The 17,840-nt window shown below is 37.2% G+C and carries 13 protein-coding genes and 1 pseudogene; 1 reads left to right on the top strand and 13 read right to left on the bottom strand.

Going from position 1 to position 17,840, the window contains the following annotated elements:
* Position 1: 1 nt before the first annotated feature.
* From H065_RS0123850 to H065_RS27245, 11 genes are all read right to left on the bottom strand, one after another.
* A complete protein-coding gene (locus H065_RS0123850; protein WP_269430635.1) occupies positions 2-364 on the bottom strand; it encodes a GtrA family protein in 363 nt (120 codons plus the stop codon).
* Positions 357-1,292 (bottom strand): glycosyltransferase family 2 protein, encoded by a 936-nt coding sequence (locus H065_RS0123845; protein ID WP_017815620.1) that lies wholly within the window; start codon positions 1,290-1,292, stop codon positions 357-359. The genes H065_RS0123850 and H065_RS0123845 overlap by 8 nt, the downstream gene beginning before the upstream one ends.
* Positions 1,273-2,370, bottom strand: coding sequence for a DegT/DnrJ/EryC1/StrS family aminotransferase (locus H065_RS0123840; protein ID WP_017815619.1), 1,098 nt, complete (start codon positions 2,368-2,370; stop codon positions 1,273-1,275). The genes H065_RS0123845 and H065_RS0123840 overlap by 20 nt, the downstream gene beginning before the upstream one ends.
* Before the next feature lie 17 nt (positions 2,371-2,387).
* Complete coding sequence (locus H065_RS0123835; protein WP_017815618.1) at positions 2,388-2,951, bottom strand: acyltransferase; 564 nt, start codon at positions 2,949-2,951, stop codon at positions 2,388-2,390.
* Positions 2,948-3,370 carry a sugar 3,4-ketoisomerase gene (locus tag H065_RS0123830; protein WP_017815617.1) on the bottom strand — a complete coding sequence of 141 codons (423 nt, stop codon included), beginning with the start codon at positions 3,368-3,370 and terminating at the stop codon, positions 2,948-2,950. Before H065_RS0123830 ends, H065_RS0123835 begins: the two co-directional genes overlap by 4 nt.
* 131 nt (positions 3,371-3,501) lie before the next feature.
* Entirely contained in the window at positions 3,502-5,652 is a 2,151-nt protein-coding gene (locus H065_RS0123825) for a glucosyltransferase domain-containing protein (protein ID WP_017815616.1), read from the bottom strand.
* A gap of 192 nt (positions 5,653-5,844) precedes the next feature.
* Positions 5,845-6,816 carry a glycosyltransferase gene (locus H065_RS0123820; RefSeq protein WP_017815615.1) on the bottom strand — a complete coding sequence of 324 codons (972 nt, stop codon included), beginning with the start codon at positions 6,814-6,816 and terminating at the stop codon, positions 5,845-5,847.
* A 17-nt stretch (positions 6,817-6,833) separates the two neighbouring features.
* Positions 6,834-8,114, bottom strand: coding sequence for an ABC transporter ATP-binding protein (locus tag H065_RS0123815; protein ID WP_017815614.1), 1,281 nt, complete (start codon positions 8,112-8,114; stop codon positions 6,834-6,836).
* A gap of 43 nt (positions 8,115-8,157) precedes the next feature.
* Entirely contained in the window at positions 8,158-8,940 is a 783-nt protein-coding gene (locus H065_RS0123810; RefSeq protein ID WP_036630733.1) for an ABC transporter permease, read from the bottom strand.
* Positions 8,941-8,973: 33 nt separating this feature from the next.
* Positions 8,974-12,147 (bottom strand): glycosyltransferase, encoded by a 3,174-nt coding sequence (locus H065_RS0123805; RefSeq protein WP_017815612.1) that lies wholly within the window; start codon positions 12,145-12,147, stop codon positions 8,974-8,976.
* Between the two features lie 161 nt (positions 12,148-12,308).
* The gene (locus H065_RS27245; protein WP_017815611.1) at positions 12,309-13,445 is read right to left on the bottom strand and encodes a class I SAM-dependent methyltransferase; all 1,137 of its coding nucleotides are present in this window, start codon (positions 13,443-13,445) and stop codon (positions 12,309-12,311) included.
* Positions 13,446-13,825: 380 nt separating this feature from the next.
* Here H065_RS27245 and H065_RS0123795 point away from each other — a divergent pair, with 380 nt between their 5' ends.
* The gene (locus H065_RS0123795) at positions 13,826-16,288 is read left to right on the top strand and encodes a Wzy polymerase domain-containing protein (protein WP_017815610.1); all 2,463 of its coding nucleotides are present in this window, start codon (positions 13,826-13,828) and stop codon (positions 16,286-16,288) included.
* Between the two features lie 184 nt (positions 16,289-16,472).
* Here H065_RS0123795 and galU read toward each other — a convergent pair whose 3' ends face one another.
* The gene (gene galU / locus H065_RS0123790; protein WP_017815609.1) at positions 16,473-17,369 is read right to left on the bottom strand and encodes a UTP--glucose-1-phosphate uridylyltransferase GalU; all 897 of its coding nucleotides are present in this window, start codon (positions 17,367-17,369) and stop codon (positions 16,473-16,475) included.
* Positions 17,370-17,645: 276 nt separating this feature from the next.
* Positions 17,646-17,840: pseudogene (locus H065_RS26665) on the bottom strand (UTP--glucose-1-phosphate uridylyltransferase); the annotation flags it as partial.

Raw genomic sequence — 17,840 nt, 5'->3', positions numbered from 1 at the left:
TTCATTTTCCTTTGATAATAAATTTGGTTAGTAAAAAAGTTATGGGTATCGTAATTACAATCGTAATAATAGGTACGATTTTCGTAGATAAACCTGCATACTCAATAAGTATATTAAGCAACACTAAATTAATCAAATATTGTACTATATATACAACAGGATATTTGATGAATTTACGCAATGAGATTTTTTCCTGAAATACAAAGACCGAATTCAAATAATATGATAATAAAATTCCTGCTACATATGAAATGGAATAGGCCATATTATAATTCATAATATTAAGTAGCAACAAATACATGAGATACGTAACCAATGTATTAAAGCCACCACTCAACAGATACTTGATAAATGGTTTATTCATATACTTCATCAACTATGAATGAAGGTCTGTTTCGACTTTCATCCAATATTCTCCACAAATACTCTCCGATGATACCAAGCATTACCATAATGATACCAAGCAAAAATGTGATTAATGCAATAATAGTCGTCCATCCCTGAATTGGTATTATACCTGATAATGCACCAGCCACTACATAGACACCATACAAAAAACTTAATAATGCCGTGATCACGCCCAACGCTGACATGAAACGAATAGGCATATATGAGAAACTAACAAATGAATCGATAAACAATTTTATTTTTTTGGACATTGTCCAGCGTGATTTGCCTAGCTTGCGTTCTTGGCGAACATATGGTAAATATTCGCGATCATGACCAAGCCAGTAGATCAGACTCATTACATTCGTATTTTTTTCTCCAATATCGATTACTTCGCGGGCAACCTGGCGATCTACCAACAGAAAGTCAAAGCCGCCCTTCGGATAATCTTTAAGAGCAAATTTTTCCAGTAAATAGTAATAGGAATTAGAAAACATTTTCTGCGAAAGTGATTCCTCACGATCAGAACGGGTAGCCAGTACAACCTTTTTACCATTGCGCCATTCCATAATCATATCAGCAAATAGTTCAGGTGGATCCTGTAAATCAGCTGCAATTACACCGATGCAGTCACCTGTGGCAAATTGTAAACCTGCCTGAATAGCCGACATGGACCCAAAATTACGGCTTAGTTTGATTACTTTAATACGATCATCCTGTTTTTTGGCTTCCAATAGTAATTGAAAAGAATCATCCTTAGACCCATCATCGACAAATACAAATTCCAATTCACAATCCGGCAATATCTGCTTCAGTTTTTGTAACCTTGGTACCGTATGTGGAATGTTTAAGGCATTAAAGTATATCGGCACCACAATTGAAAATTTAATTTTGTCCGTATTCATTAATGACTTCCACCACTTTCATAACTTCTTCCATAGGCATTACCGGACTGATCGGGATGCTAACTATATGCTTATGAATCTCTTCGGAGATCGGGTATACATGATCATTCCATTCTGCATATGCTTGCTGCTTATGAGGCGGGATCGGATAATGAATGATTGTTTGAATACCATTGTCAGTCATATACTGCATAAAATCCGCACGATCTGCTACTTGAACAACAAATACATGCCACACATGGGATTCTGGATTATGCTTTACAATAGGAAGTGTAATTAACGTATTATGAATATGCTCTATATAATAATTAGCAATATCTCGACGATAGGCATTATCCGCATCCAAATGCTTGAGTTTCTCCTTAAGAATCGGTGCTTGGAATTCATCTAATCGACTATTATATCCTTTGTAAAGATTCTCATATTTTTTATGAGAGCCATAATTTCGTAATGCATACAGCTTAGTATACAATTCTTCATCATTTGTTGTGATTGCACCTGCATCACCAAGCGCCCCAAGATTTTTGCCAGGGTAAAAGCTGAACGCTGCTGCATCGCCCAGATTCCCAGCACGTTGGTCTGCGTATAAAGCTCCATGAGACTGTGCACAATCTTCAATAATTTTCAAATCAAACCTTTGTGCGAGTTCACGAATAGGTTGCATATCACAAGTTTGACCATAGAGATGAACTACCATGATAGCTTTCGTCTTTTCAGTAATTTTCTCTTCAATTTTGGCAGGATCAATATTATAAGTTTGCGGATCCGGTTCGACCAGAATCGGGGTTGCTCCGTTCGCAGAAATTGAGAGAATCGAAGCAATATACGTATTGGATGGAACGATAACTTCATCTCCTTCACTAATGCCGTATGCATGAATAATCAGCTCAAGTGCATCCAAACCATTAGCCACTCCTAGACAGTAACGAGTTCCGCAATAGGAAGCAAATTCGGCTTCAAAGCTTTTCACTTGTTCTCCTAGTATGTACCAGCCAGAATGAAGTACCTGGGCTACGCTCTCTTGAATCGCCTGTTCATGACGCAAATTAATTTTTTTCAAATCCAAAAATTGAATCATGTATGCACCTTGTTCCCTTATAGATTATTATCTTCCTCAATCAAACCATTCACCAAATAATATGATTTTCCACATTTGGAGCAATGCAGTTGCTTATCAAGCTGTTCTCCGCAATTACAAATATATGCGCGAAACTTAGCAGGATTACCAAACCATAACGTATTATTAGGAACATCCTTTGTAACTACTGAACCTGCACCAATCATAGCATATCTCCCAATTGTGTGACCGGCTACAATAGTGGCATTGGCTCCGATAGAAGCCCACTGCTCTAGTCGAGTCTTCAAAAAAGCATCGGGATACTGCTTAGAACGTGGTTTTAAATCATTAGTGAAAGTAGCATTAGGACCAATAAATACATTATCTTCAACTGTAATACCATCCCAAATATAAACGCCTGATTTAACAGTAACATTATTACCAAGTACTACATCATTTTCGACAAAAGTATGATCATTAATATTACAGTTTTCACCAATGATCGCACCTGGTAGAACATGAGAAAAAGCCCATATCCTTGTATCTTTGCCAATATTATTGCTTTCCACAATCGCGTGCGAGTGAATAAAATAATTACTCATAGGCCATATACCTCGATAAATTGATCATAGTCTCGAATATAGTCTTCTGCCTGATACAGCTCAGAAGCCATAACCAGAAGTACACAATCCGGTGAAAAGTCATACATTTCATGCCAATCATTTGGTTCCAATAGAAGTCCTACCGATGGTGAATCAAGCAAAACCTCTTTTTTTCGTTTCGTATTGTCTAAATGAACTTTGCAGCTTCCACATACGCTAATCAAAACTTGTCTGGTTTTATGATGTGCATGAAATCCTCTTCGTATACCTTTTGCTGTACCATAAATATAAAAAACACGCTTGATGTCAAAAGGGATGTTCTTCATTGATTCTACTACTGCCAACGCCCCTCGATTATCACCAAGTTCCTGAATGTCAAAAAGGTGACTCTCATTCACAGAAAAAGCATTATTATTCATTTTTCCCCCATAAGTAGTAAATTATTCAAGTATAAGTCGAACGTCCAAATTAATATAAATAGATTACTACACGAGCTGCAAATTTGATACCATTGATATAAAATTGTTATTTTCAAAAATCGACCCATCTATCAATTGAGTTTGATAATAAAGATGCCATTTTCACTTTGAACTGATGTTATGTCCGGCCATGGTTTCATTTTTTGCAATTTTTTATTTGCTACCTCTATATCCTGCTCTGAAGGTTGTTCAAAGCTATATCCCGTTACTTCATTGAATAGAAACACTTTGGAAAATTGCTGCGATGCAGGTACATTATAATCCCCAAAAGTAGTATATGAAATAGATTTCAAATTTGGGACTCCTGAAATAACCAATTTCGCATTAGGATTGAATGCTTGATCTGCTTCCATACGCTCTACTATTCTGGTTACCATACTGTTTTCCATACTGTTAAGCCTATGTTGATCCAGAGCACTTCTACCGATCCGTCCTATATTTCCTACAACAATAATAATAATAAGCCCTGAGATTAGAACATTTCGATAAGAAGGTTTTAGCTTTAAGAGCATAGTGATTCCATATACAATAATTAATAATAGTGCTTGATACAATCCAAACGCTGTAAATGATCGGGATGAGATCTCTTCAGGACGAAGCAATGAAAATCCAAGACATGTAACCAAACCCAAGAAAGACAAAATAAATACACGAATAGATACGCTTGCAAGTCTCGTGATAGAAGTTTTGGCGAACATTCCATTAAAAGTAACGTAAGCAGCCAGAGCAGTAAAAAAGATTCCCCATACAAAAAAGTTAATCAACTGAGAATTAAATGGATTGTTCTCCAGTATAAATCGATCAATATTGTTGAAAACACTTATCCAGTATGGTTTGTGTGTAAAATTATACCACAATTGTCCGATATCATTGCCAGAGTAAGCAAGCTGTGGTGGCCAAATAAGAAATACAATTTTTAATAAGATTGAATATACTAAAAAAGCGACAACATATATTACTAGCGGGATAAACTTTGCCAAAAATGATTGTTGTTCTCTACCTGTATCTTCTTGCTCGAAAATTCGCAGCTCTGCAGGAATAATAAGATTATAAAGAAAGACAAGAAAAACAATGGGATAAAATATTTGATAGGTTGTAAGTGAGATGATATAAAAACCAATTGATAAAAATCCAAAAATAAACCTTCTATTTGTACTATATTTGTGGCCAAATATTAAGCCACCTGCCAAAGCTATAACAGCAAACGCACTGTAAGCTGGCACGATGCTATAATGGAAAATTTCTCCGAAGAACGGATTGCTCACCAGCAAAAGAATTATGCTTAACGACAAGATAAAAGAATTTATTTTTAGCAATCTAGTAATGCAAATACCCAGAAGTGAAAGTGAAGCAATAAATAACAATGGCCCCAAAGGTTTGGTAAGGGGTTGAATATTCATGTAATAAAATAACTGTGATAATATGGCCTGTGTATATCTACCTGTTGAATGGAAATTGTATCCTAAAGTTTCCACATTTATATTGTATAATTGATCTAAATAATAATCGTCTATAGAATATAATGTATTAGTTATATACGGTAGGTAATAAAGCACGCCAATACCAAAACTCCACATAAACAATTTATATTCACGGCTATAATTCGAGAACGAAAATGGAGACAATGGTTCAGCCGAATGACGGTTAGTAGAGCTTAAGCGAATAATCAGATATATAACTCCTAAGTAAACTACAAACATTGCAAGGAAAAACAACCAAAACAGCGATACTTTGGAATCAAGCATTAGATTAGCGGATACGACCTGCAAAGAAACTCCTTTTTGATCCGTTAAATCCATCCGGATGCTTTGAACAGAAGTGTTATGGGGAAATGAAATTTCATTCAATCCATTTTTTAGACTATAGTCTACATATCTGCCTTCAGAAAAATCATTTTCTTTATCTGAATAATAAATTTGTGCATAAGAACTATCAATACTTAAATCAGATATATTAAGCTTCAGCTTTTGGGGAGTCAATGTCTTTCCAAAATTCACTTCAACCCACGGATCGTTTGATGTAGCTTTTAATACATTGTTTTCATTCTTAAAATCTTTAATATTCGCCTGTAAATCGCTTTGAGATACAGTCCATGTATTAGAAAAACGCGGAAGTTCAGTTACAATTTTTCCACATAACATTAATGATAAAAAAACGTATAATAGCAATGTACCAATAATACCGAAAGCAATCGATCGGATAACGTTTGTTTTATTTGTCATTCTTTTTTTGCAATCCTCCCAACTAGGATTCCGGATCAATGTTCCTTTCCGGCACCCCTTATCGAATTTATAGCCCTTTATTTCAATAACTTGGCCTGCACACGATTAATCGTACCATGTACCTGTCTTCGACATTGAATAATAAAGGGCTGCGCATACTAAAATATTTTACTTTACATTACTTTTTCACTTTTATTCGTTAATGTATTTAAAGAGAGATTCGCGCAACTCCTGATTGTCCAAAAACTGCAATTCCGGCTCCAATTCACCTTTTTTTCTGGCTCCATTCAAATAAGAGCGCAAAAGCCAAAGTAACTTGTCATTATTTTGCAGATTAATAGATTCAGCCATCTCTTGTAAATCTTCAATCGCATTGCCTCTAAAAATATTTTTACCTTCAAAACGATCCAAATGGGCAGCATAAATCCAACAAATTTCAAATAGCATATGTTTTCTATTGGTACTAATTGTATTAGTACCATGAATCCGGTAACCCATAAGTGCTTCTTCAATTATTGCACACTTTCCGTATTCTGCTGCCCGCAATGCAAAATCCCAATCATGGGCAAAGCGTAAATTACGCATTCCCCCAATAGATTCATATAACTTTTTGGTGAAAACCATATTACTGGTTGTAGAAATGAAATTGGACATCAGCAAATTTTTGAGAAAATCATTGGTAGCAGCAAAAGACAGATTTCGATTTGGAACCGCCCAAGGTTCCATGTTTTTCCAACCCTGTTTAATGCCTAATTTTTTGCTTTTCTCATCAATAACTTTGATATAGGAACACACCAAATGAACATCCTGATTAGTTCTGAGAAATTGAATACATTTCTCCAACCGTTCCTTTTCATAGCAATCATCCGAATTAAGAACAGTCAAATATTGACCAGAAGCCATATCCAATCCACGATTAATTGTATTGTGGGCTCCTCTATTTTCCTGAGTGATAATAGTTATTCTCGGATCATTGAATTTACGTGCAACCTGTACTGAGTTATCTTTGGAGCCATCATCAATAATAATTAGTTCCAGATTGGCATAAGTTTGCTTTAATACACTCTCAATAGCTTCTTCGATATACTTTTCATGATTGTATAGTGGAATAACGACCGAGATTTTCTCATGCTGCTCAATAGCAGTTTTTTTTTTGAAAAACATAGTATTTTAAACTCCTTTTATTGAATTGAACTAAATTTTATGTCCTTGGGAACTATATATCCACGGCCTTCCTGATATGGCTTTGGATCCTTTACAACAATAACTAATGCATCATTAATCCATTGTATCTGCTCATGCGCCTGGTATGTACCGGTAGCCAAAGCAATATCCAATGAATACTTTCCACTTCTCAAGTCAGGAAAAGTCATCTGAAACTGATAATGGTAAGTTTTTCCCTCTAATAAAGGTGTAAGTTCAATTTTTTCAAAATGAGTGTTAGATACTATAACTGCATTTCCCAATGCATCTTTGAGTGTAAAACCGAAAATGGGCATCTCCACCGTTTTATTAATTCTAATTTTAAAATCGATAGATATGGCATCTCCACCTGCTACTACAGTAGATTCTTTACCGGTATCCGAATGTATCAATCTTACCATCTCAAAACTGCCATCTCCATTACCGAATGCTTTGGCTCTAGTAAGACCCGATAAAACATCATGCGTTTCCTCTTCTTGCCCTTCAGCTGCATTACTATAAGTTGTGACCGATTGCATCTCCTTGATATCATAGCTCATGAATGCTTGATATTCATCGAGAATTTTATCAGGACGTCCTTCTTTAAAAATTTTACCTTCGTCCATCCAGATAATCCGATCACAAAAGCTTGCAAGTGCGCCAGTATCATGACTAACAAACAAAACAGTACCTGTCTTTTTTACTTCTCTGATTTTCCGATAGCATTTCTGTTGAAAACGCATATCTCCCACACTCAATGCTTCATCAACAATTAAGATTTCTGGATTAATATTGATAGCTATAGCAAAAGCAAGTCTTACAAACATACCACTGGAATATGTTTTAACAGGCTGATAAATAAAATCTCCGATATCTGCAAATTCAAGAATTGCTTTGATACTCTTGTCTACATACTCTTTACTATATCCCAGAAGAGTACCATTAAGATAAATGTTCTCGAGACCAGAAAGATCACCATTAAATCCAGCACCCAACTCAAGTAAAGCAGAAACATTTCCTTTCACTTCAACTTTGCCTACGGAAGGTGACAATACACCAGCAATCATTTTGAGCAAAGTTGATTTGCCAGAACCATTTTTTCCAATAATCCCTACAGTTTCTCCTCTTTTTACACTAAGAGAAACGTTATCAACTGCATAGAAATTTTTGTGATATTTTTTTTGAGTTACACTTAAAACTTCTTTAACACGATCCATGGGTTGTTTATATAATTTATATATTTTAGTAACATCCTGGATATCAATAAGACATTCTTCCAAGATCAAAACCTCCTGCTCCATATACTACGCTTAATGGATTCACTTATAAAACATCTGCGAAATGGGACTTCATTCTTTTGTAAAATAAAAAGGATATGATACCTATAACTACCGTTACACCCCAAAAATAGAGCGTCTGCAGTGGATGTTCAAAAAACCATACCCGATTAATTAAAGCATCCCGATAACCATTAATAATGTAATAAATAGGATTCAATTTTACAATCCAACGGAAGCTTTCAGGAATAACAGACTCTTGCCACATAATTGGTGTCAACCATATTCCAAATTGCAGGAAAATACCTACAATCTGAGTAGTATCTCTGAAAAAAACATTCAATGTAGATAAAAAGTAAGATAGCGCCGTGATCAGAGCTGCGAGACAAATATTAAAGTATAAAATACTAAGCAGATGAATGCCGGGGAAATCCCCATACATACTGTAGATTAAAATCAGCAGTACATTAAAAGCAATATTCAAAAAGAATGAAGCCATAACTTTAACCAGAGGGAGTAAAGCTATTTTAAAAACAAGTTTTTTAACAACGAAGGAATAATTGGTAAACGCTCCTGTTGCATTGATAATCGCATCGGTGAAAAAGTTCCAAGGTATAATTGCTGCACATAACCACAAAATGAAAGGAACATCGGAAACAGGCTTTGCTCGAAATCCAATCTGAAAAACAAACCAGAAAATCAAGATAGTCATCAATGGCTGTATAATTGCCCAAACAACACCAAAATAGGAACCTGAGTATCTGCTTTTGAAGTCACTTTTAGACATATTCATTAAAAGATGTCTAGAGCCCCAAATATCACGAATCATATTCAATACAAACTCTCCTTTAATAACTGCATGTTAACGATACTTTTCCAGAGCTTTATGAAATGAATCCCGCATAAGCTGTGCTGCTCTCGCGGATGAGAAGAATTCAATATTTTCCTCAGTATGCGCCAACGAATTTTGTTTATAGGATTCAAGATTCGAATGAAACATATCGACTGCTTTTTGCAGGCTTTCCAAATCGTCCTGTCTTGAGATCAATCCTGATTGTTGTTCTTCTACAAAAAGAGCAATATCTCCAACGTCTGTTGCAAATATAGGCGTTCCAACGCACATTGCTTCAATTGTAACGATTGGTAACCCTTCATAAATAGAAGCAATAAATAACGCATCTATAGATTTAACAAACTGGAATACATTTGCAATATATTTGATACGATGAACCCTGTTACCTAGTTGATGATCTACAATAAACTGTTCTACTTCTGCAGAAAGCTCACCATCGCCTACCATGACAAAATCGATATCATCATACTTTCTGACAATGTACTTGGCCAGCTTCAACATTTTTAATGGCTGCTTCTGCTCTGTAAAGCGACCAATAAAAGCAAAATGTCTACGGCTCGGATCAAGATCAAACTTTTGTAAAACGGCTTCTTTTAAATAGGATTGCTCGTTCATAACCTTGACCTTGTCTGTATCAGCCGCTGGATAAACTAGGTCAATGTCTGTAGCAGAAATTCCATACGTACCAATAAATTTTTCTTCAATTTTTTTATTGATTGCAATAAATCGGTCATACGCATGAATAGCAGGTTGATCGTAATACTCAATCCATCCATATTTATAATCATATACATCCTGCATTACAATAGGAATATCATTAAATATTTTACGCAATGATGTATTGTTATCCATTGTCCATGGAGAGCTGTTACACATCCAGACAAGAGAAGGTTTATACATTGCTTTTAAGTTTTCTAGCAAATATAAATAATTGTCAAACTCTGAAATTTCCGCAAGGTCGTAATAGTCACTACCCAAGCGTGCTACCTGATAAAATAAACTTCCCTGTTCTTTACGATGACGTTCAAAAGTAATAACAACAAAATCGTACTCCTGCTTCAACCGCTCCATAACTTCAATTGTATTTCGTTCTACTCCCCCTACTGCCATAAATATAGGCAGCACAAAAATGATAGGTTTGGGGTTGACAATAGGTTTCAGTTGAAGCTGATTGTTGACTGTAAGAGTTTTCTTGTTTTTAACAAACAATAAGCTATTATTCGTACAGGTCACAGATCGAATATCAGCAGATAAGTCCACAGTATCATTTAACGTCTCCCTACCAGGCAAGCGAATCAGTTTACCCGTCATTTCCACTTCTCCGCTTACTAGAGACTCATACGAGTATGAAGAAGATAATAAGAGTGCATTCTTTAATGATTTTGCATGAATCAGTGGGAATTCACTTAATCCATTTGATAACAAAACAAAGTCATAATTGTATTCCAGCAAACATAAAACAACATTTAACAATTGACTTTTATCTAATGCTCCATCAAGATGTTCAATGGCATACACATATTCCTGATAGTCCTTTGAAGGGCATGGAGATTGTTCAACACGTACATCTGGCAAAGCAGCTATCGTTTGTTGATACATAGCGACCAAGGGTGCAATCGCTGAAGAATCGGAAAACTGTACCTTAATCCATATTTTTCTTTTCTGCTCGCTTTTTTCGATTATAATTGGATCCTGATTTATTATGGTTGCACGGCGATTCATTAATTTTTTTATGACTTTTTTGAACAATACTATGCCTTGTTTTAATTTTATGAGTATTCTTTTTCCTAGCAGATAATTTATTTGGTATTTTATCTCAACCGATTTTGTAGCACCAGGCAAAATCTCACTGATAATTACAGGATCTATTTGATCGGAGAAATTATAATGGCTGTCTCTTTTTCGAGTTGCATTTGTATATTCAAAATGAATAGGTTCCTTATCTCCGTTGCTTTTAACAGCAACTGCTTTCAAAATTTTTATTTTACAAAAGCTGTCCAGCGCATCAAGACGAATCTTTCCAAGTTCAACTTGAGGAAGATCCACTTTCAAATCAATAATTTTAGCACCAGCTGTTCGAAATACTATACTGTTCTGTTCATTAAATTTGTTTTTACGATCATAAAAAATTTGTGCTTTTCCAAAAAACAAATAATTGAAAGTAAATCGTTTAGCCTGTTTGATTGATGCATGATTTTGAACATCAGATCCTAAAGCCAATCCCAAATACATATAGTAACTGAATATGATGGAATAGAACTTGGAACATACTTTTTTCAAAAAGGAAGAGGATCTATTTTTTAGAATTTTTTCGATTATTTTTGTGCCTTGAATCATGAGATAGATAAGCATTCGGCCTACATCTGCCGTAATATCAAAATAACGATTGGCATTTGTATAATCTAAATATCTGTCATGAAATTCATCAATATTAACTTTGATCTCATGATAGCTGAGATCTGGATGTAATCTTTTGAACGTATTTAATTCTTCACCAGCAGATAATTGCCGATTGCAGAATTTCATCACACTATTATAGACATGATCGTGATATGCCAGTGCATTGGGATTGTAAATGATCTGCAAACCATTTTTGTATAAACGATAGCCTAGGTCGATATCTTCAAATCCATATTTCTTGAACTCCAAACTAAACAAACCATCAAGTTCTTCCAGCTTCTCACGGGCCACACTAATATTGGAAGTGTAAAAATGTCGGAAATCTACAATCTCAAATGGGCGCATTCCAACAAATCCAAATTGTTCACAGCCAATGTCTGTAATATGCTTCATTAAATGATTCATTTCGATTCCTTCACGCCATTCGATACATCCCAAAGAAGCAAAGTCACTTCCATGTTTCAGATAGGCTTCGTAATGTTCATTTACAAAATCTAGGGTAGGAAAAATATCATCACCTGTAAAGATAACTATTTCACCCTGCGCATACTGATACGCATGATTTCTAGCACGCGAAGCCCCCCCATGCTTGTTTTCCAACACTCGCATCGGGAGTCCAGTGTGTGCTTTAAGTATATCGACTGAATTATCGCTTGATTCGTCATCGCTAAATATAAGCTCATATTTATACTTAGTATTTTTATCAACTTTTTCCCACTGCCTTAATAAATCTGGTAAGAGTGCAGCACGATTATATACTGCGATTATTATACTTACTTGCATCTAGACACCACCAAATAATGATTATATTAATTTAAACAAATATACCGGATATCAATTTAAAATCCTGCCTTAGTATATAAAAATGTATACTAGGGCAGGATATTAAATAATTTTTAATCATGTTGTATTTTAAAAGCATTGTACGTTTTGCACATTAAATTTCAGGCTTTTTCTGTTGCCTCTATCATTTTTTTATAAAAATAATCAACAAACTCGCTGATTTCTGACTGACTCAAGATTTTAAAGTAACCTTTAATTGTAATATAGGAAGCATTAGCAAAGTCTCCATTAATCTCAAATTGGGGATCAATATTCATAAATAAAAAACCCTGCTTATGATAATTCAATGCGTTTAATGGAGAAGTCGATTCCACTGTTCCATCAGTCAATACTTCCTCGATACTGCAAATACAAAAATTATCTTCAACAGGATCAAACCTGAATTTGGAAATGTGCTCATAAGCAGACAAATCAAAAGTAATCGAAAACCTGTTGTCTTCCTGATTTAGAAGCACACCGGTTTCTTTTTGTGCTTGCGAGTATTCTTTGTTATCAGTGCCTACGTAAAGACTGGAAAAATGAATCCCGCCTGGATTATCAAACTTGTATACCGAGTCTAACTTTATTGTTGGAATAACTTTATTAGTATTGGAGCATAGTGCAATCATATACTTTCCTGCTGAATCCAGTGACGAATGCTGGAACATCTTTACACCAGCAGTAGTATGGTGATCTTCATAAATACTGGAAACCGTATAGAGCGATTGATTATAAAATTTCGTAACCAGGAATTCCTGATTTAAAAATTGTTTGAATTCATCTTCATAAAATTCGTGAATATGAAATGGATTATGGTATCCACTTTTATCTGTATAAACAAGTTTATTGGGTGTGGAAATAATTAAAACACCATTCTTTTTCAGTACTCTTCTTGCTTCTCCCAGAAAAGTTCGCTGAATACTTGGGTCTACATGCTCGATAACCTCAAAGCTGACTACACAATCAAATTCTTCTCTATCAAAAGGAATAGCTTCCAAAGAACCCTGAATAAATTCAAGATTTTTTTGCGAGGCATAATTCTTATTGCACCAGTCAACTGCTTCTTGTGAAATATCTATACCGACTACTTTTTTTGCAAATTGTGATATTAGAAATGAGCCATATCCTGTTCCGCATCCCGCATCTAATACGCGCATGCCTTTTAGGCTCTCCGCTATACTGCTATAACGGTGCATATGCTCAGCTTCTATTTCCAAGCCGTCGTTATTGGGTATAAATCGTTCACCTGTATAATCCATAATTGTAATAAGGCCTCCTGAGACGATTCAAAATACTAAAACAAATCTTTTCTATTGAAGAATGCATAGTATTTATGTAAAAGCAAGCAAAACTAACCCAATGATATCACTAACTATAATAGCCATGCAAGCACAGAACGACAGAGCTTCCACAAAATAAATAGGCATAAATGTTTAAATTTTATGCACTTATTTGGAAAGTTGCCTAATTGTTCTTTCAAAGGATCAACTCGTTGGCATAGACAAGTATAACTGTTCTTTATTGCATCTTATTAAATTCCCAGAACTCTTCTACTACTAAAACTAGATGTACATCTTAACGTATGATAAAATTCATTAGAAAAGTTTCTCAAAGTAGATGATAAAAGGAGTTTAAAACATTGGCTAATCCAGTATACGGCAAACAGTTTAAAGCGTCCACTGAGGACGACAAACGCAGTAGCATGTTCTGGGTCGTTAACATCTGTCTTATTTTGTTCCTGTTATGGACCCCATTTCAAATTGCATTGTTTAATGGCCTCGGCGTAAGTTTTGAGCAACCGATTTTCTGGGCAGTCATGGCTGCCGGTGTCCTGTTGATTCTGGGATTGATTCAATTCCACAAAAAAATCAAATTGGAAGATCAGAGAGATATGGTGGCACTGCTCATTATTCTGCTGCCCATCTCGTATATGATCTCCATGTTTTCGGCCGCCTCTTGGCATTATGCCGTAAATATGGTGCTAATACAATGGATGTATGCATTTATTTTCGTGATTGGTGTGTATATGCTACGTGACCGGTTGTCCAACAAAATTATTCAAATTACTATCATGGGTTCTGCTTATCTGATTATCCTATTCGGATTCCTCAACTGGTTCGGTCAGGGAGTTCTAGGTGGACATCTGGTCTCATGGTTCTCGATAGCTGTGGCTGACGGTGTGTATGTCGACGCAGTTATGAAAGATTCCAACGGTTGGCGTCTGACTTCTGTATTCCAATATGCGAATACATATGCTGCTTTCCTGATGGCGATCCTGTTCGCAGGACTATTTAATGTAAGCCGTCTGAAAAGATCGTATGACCACTTTATCCACGGATTTATGCTGGTACCGATCATTTTGTCCCTGATCCTGACGCTGTCACGTGGTGGTCTTGTAGTACTGCCATTCGTACTGCTCGTCCTGCTGCTGATGCTGCGTCCTGCCCAGCAGATTCTCTGGGTCATTTATATCGTAATCGCCGGTATCGCTTCTGCCGTGATTCTGAATCCGGTAACGACCATCGGTCTGCAGGTCATCAACCAGTATGATGGCGGCGTAGCTGCCAAAGGCTGGGCTTACCTGCTGATTACATCGCTGATCGTAGGATTGATCGCTGTAGTTATCGGACGCTTTATTGCTCCAAAACTGGAACATAGCGTAGAAGGCTGGACAGCCAAACGTTTCTCCAGCATTTGGCTGCCGATCGGCTCGGCCGTAGTCGGCGCAATTATTCTGATTCTGCTGATTGCTACGAATCTGCGCAATCTGCTGCCGGAAAATATCCGCGTTCGTTTTGAGAACATCAACTTCCAGCAAAGTAGTGTACTGGAACGTTTTACGTTTTATCGCGATGCCATGAAACTGCTGCGTGACTACCCGTTCTTCGGCGGTGGTGGCGGTGCATGGGGTGCGGCTTTTGAAGCGTACCAGAATAACCCGTATGTCAGCCGTCAGGCGCATAACTTCTTCGTGCAATATCTGGTCGAAGTCGGGATTATCGGATTCATTATTTTCATTTTGTTTGTTGGATTTATTTTCTACAAATACATTCGCGGTTATATCAAATCGGATCGCGAGAAAAAGGAATCGCATTTCCTTTACTTTATACTCGTCGTATCCATTCTGATGCACAGTCTGCTCGACTTTAACTTAAGTTATGTTTATATGAGCATTCTGGTATTCCTTGGTCTCGGTGGTATGGCTGCTGCAATGGATGCACAGCCGCTCAAACGACTCAAGCTGGGTACTGGAGCAATTCGCGGTATTTATGTTTCATTGATGGGTCTGGCTGTTATTCTGGTCGCATTTACGGCCCTACGTTTCAAAGAAGCCTCTGCTGATGTAATAGAAGTAACTTCTATGGCAAATACTCCACAAGCTACGTATGAAGGACTGCGTAAGCCTCTGGATGATGCATTGTCAATCCGTAGCACGTTCCCGGATGCATCCGTTTTCTTGAGCTCCCTGCTTGTACAGGGTTACCAGCAGACCAAAGATGACAAATTCTACAACGAAGATCTGGCTCTGTTAACCAAAACTCATGAAAAAGAGCCATTTAACAAGGACATCCTGAAGCAGCTGGTTACTCTTTATCAGGTACATGGCGATACCGACCAGGCATTCAATTTGATGATTGATAATATTCCGAAATACAAATGGGATATTTCCTGGTATGAAGGTGTCATTTCTCAGGCTTATATTCTGGGCAACCAGGCTCATGAGAAAAAAGATAAGGCTGCTGAGGATAAATACTTCCAGGCAGGTCTTACGATTTACCAGCAAGTGCTTGATGGTATGCAGTACCTGACCACTTTGCCGGAAGGTCAGCTGCAAGGTCGTGAGTTCGATGTCACTCCGAAGATTGCTCTGAGCATCGGTCAAATTCAGTTGATGCAAGGTAAAAATGCCGATGCAGCAGCAACATTGAAGCGCGGATTGAAAGATGATCTGAGCGATGAGACGAACAAGCAGGTAGCACGTTACTATCTGGCTACTCTGCAAAAAGAAGGACAAAAAGATCAGGCTGTCTATGACAAACTGATTGCTATTGATGCCAAAGAAAAAGAACAAATTGATCAGCTGGCAAAAGTGACTTATTAATCCCAAACATCACCAAATGCAAGCTAATCAAAAGAAAGAGGCTTCTCCTATACGGGAGAAGCCTCTTTTACTTTTTAATCAGATCACGTGTAGTTTTACAATACTCTTCGATCATGCCACGCATCACTCATCTATTGTCTATCCTGTTTGAAGTTATTATCGCCATACAGAACCTATGCTTTGCTTATGCAGTAGGGTGATCAATCTCATTTATTACTTTACGCAGATATTCAATAGTGTCTTCCCGCAGTTCTGGATGCTTGAGCGCATAGTGAATTGTTGTCTGGATAAATCCGCTCTTCTCTCCTACGTCGTGACGAAGTCCTTCGAACTGGTACGCCAAAATATCCTGCTGCTCACCGAGCTTGGAAATCGCATCGGTCAGCTGGATCTCACCACCTGCTCCAGCATCCTGCTTGCCCAGAATATCGAAGATTTCCGGAGTAAGAATATAGCGACCCATGATCGCCAGATTGGATGGGGCATCTTCACGCTTTGGTTTCTCCACGAGACCTGTAGCTTTGTAAAGACGGCCCGATTCATCGCCAGGCATCTGGTCGCCGGCTACCAGACCATAGCGGGACACATGCTCCCAAGGAACTTCTTTTACACCTACAACAGAAGATTCATGCTGTTCATATACATCCATCATCTGCTTCAGACAAGGAACGTCGGATTCCACAATATCATCACCAAGCAGTACAGCAAATGGTTCGTCACCGATAAACTTGCGGGCACACCAGATGGCATGTCCCAGTCCTTTGGGTTCTTTCTGACGAATGTAATGGATATCTGCCATCTCGGACGATTCACGAACGGCATCCAGCAGCTTCCACTTTTCTTTCTCCTCCAGGTTCTGTTCCAGTTCTACAGAGTAATCAAAATGATCTTCGATCGCGCGTTTGCCTTTACCGGTCACGATAATAATATCCTCGATACCAGAAGCAACGGCCTCTTCAATAATATACTGGATCGTGGGCTTGTCTACGATCGGCAGCATTTCTTTGGGCATAGCTTTGGTGGCTGGCAGGAAACGGGTTCCAAGTCCTGCTGCGGGAATAATCGCTTTGCGTATTTTCATCATTAAATCTCCTTTAGCCATTTATACGGCAATACTTTGAGACTACACTATACTATATTCATACAGGAATTTATACCTAACAGATAGGCAGCTCCGATTATCCTTACTGTAGACAAGTTGGCCTGTGTTATTTCAAGAATAATTTATACGACTAAGAACATCTTCTGTTCAAATCATGAACCAATTTATGATATCAAAAAAGGTACACCGTTCTCTATCTACAACAGAAAACGGTGTACCTTTTATATACTTTTACTTACTATTCGGCAAGATGATTTACTTATCGATCTCTGCCATTACTTTACGCAAATAGTCTACGGTAGATTCGCGCAGCTCCGGATGCTTGAGTGCATAATGAATTGTTGTCTCGATAAATCCGCTCTTCTCTCCTACGTCATGACGAAGTCCTTCGAACTGATAAGCCAGAATATCCTGCTGCTGACCCAGTTTGGAAATCGCATCGGTCAGCTG

Origin of the sequence: Paenibacillus shenyangensis (genome assembly GCF_000346635.1) — a bacterium.
GTDB lineage: Bacteria > Bacillota > Bacilli > Paenibacillales > Paenibacillaceae > Saccharibacillus > Saccharibacillus dauci.
The sequence above is the reverse complement of the archived record's forward strand: the minus strand, read 5'-3'. Positions and strand labels throughout refer to the sequence as shown.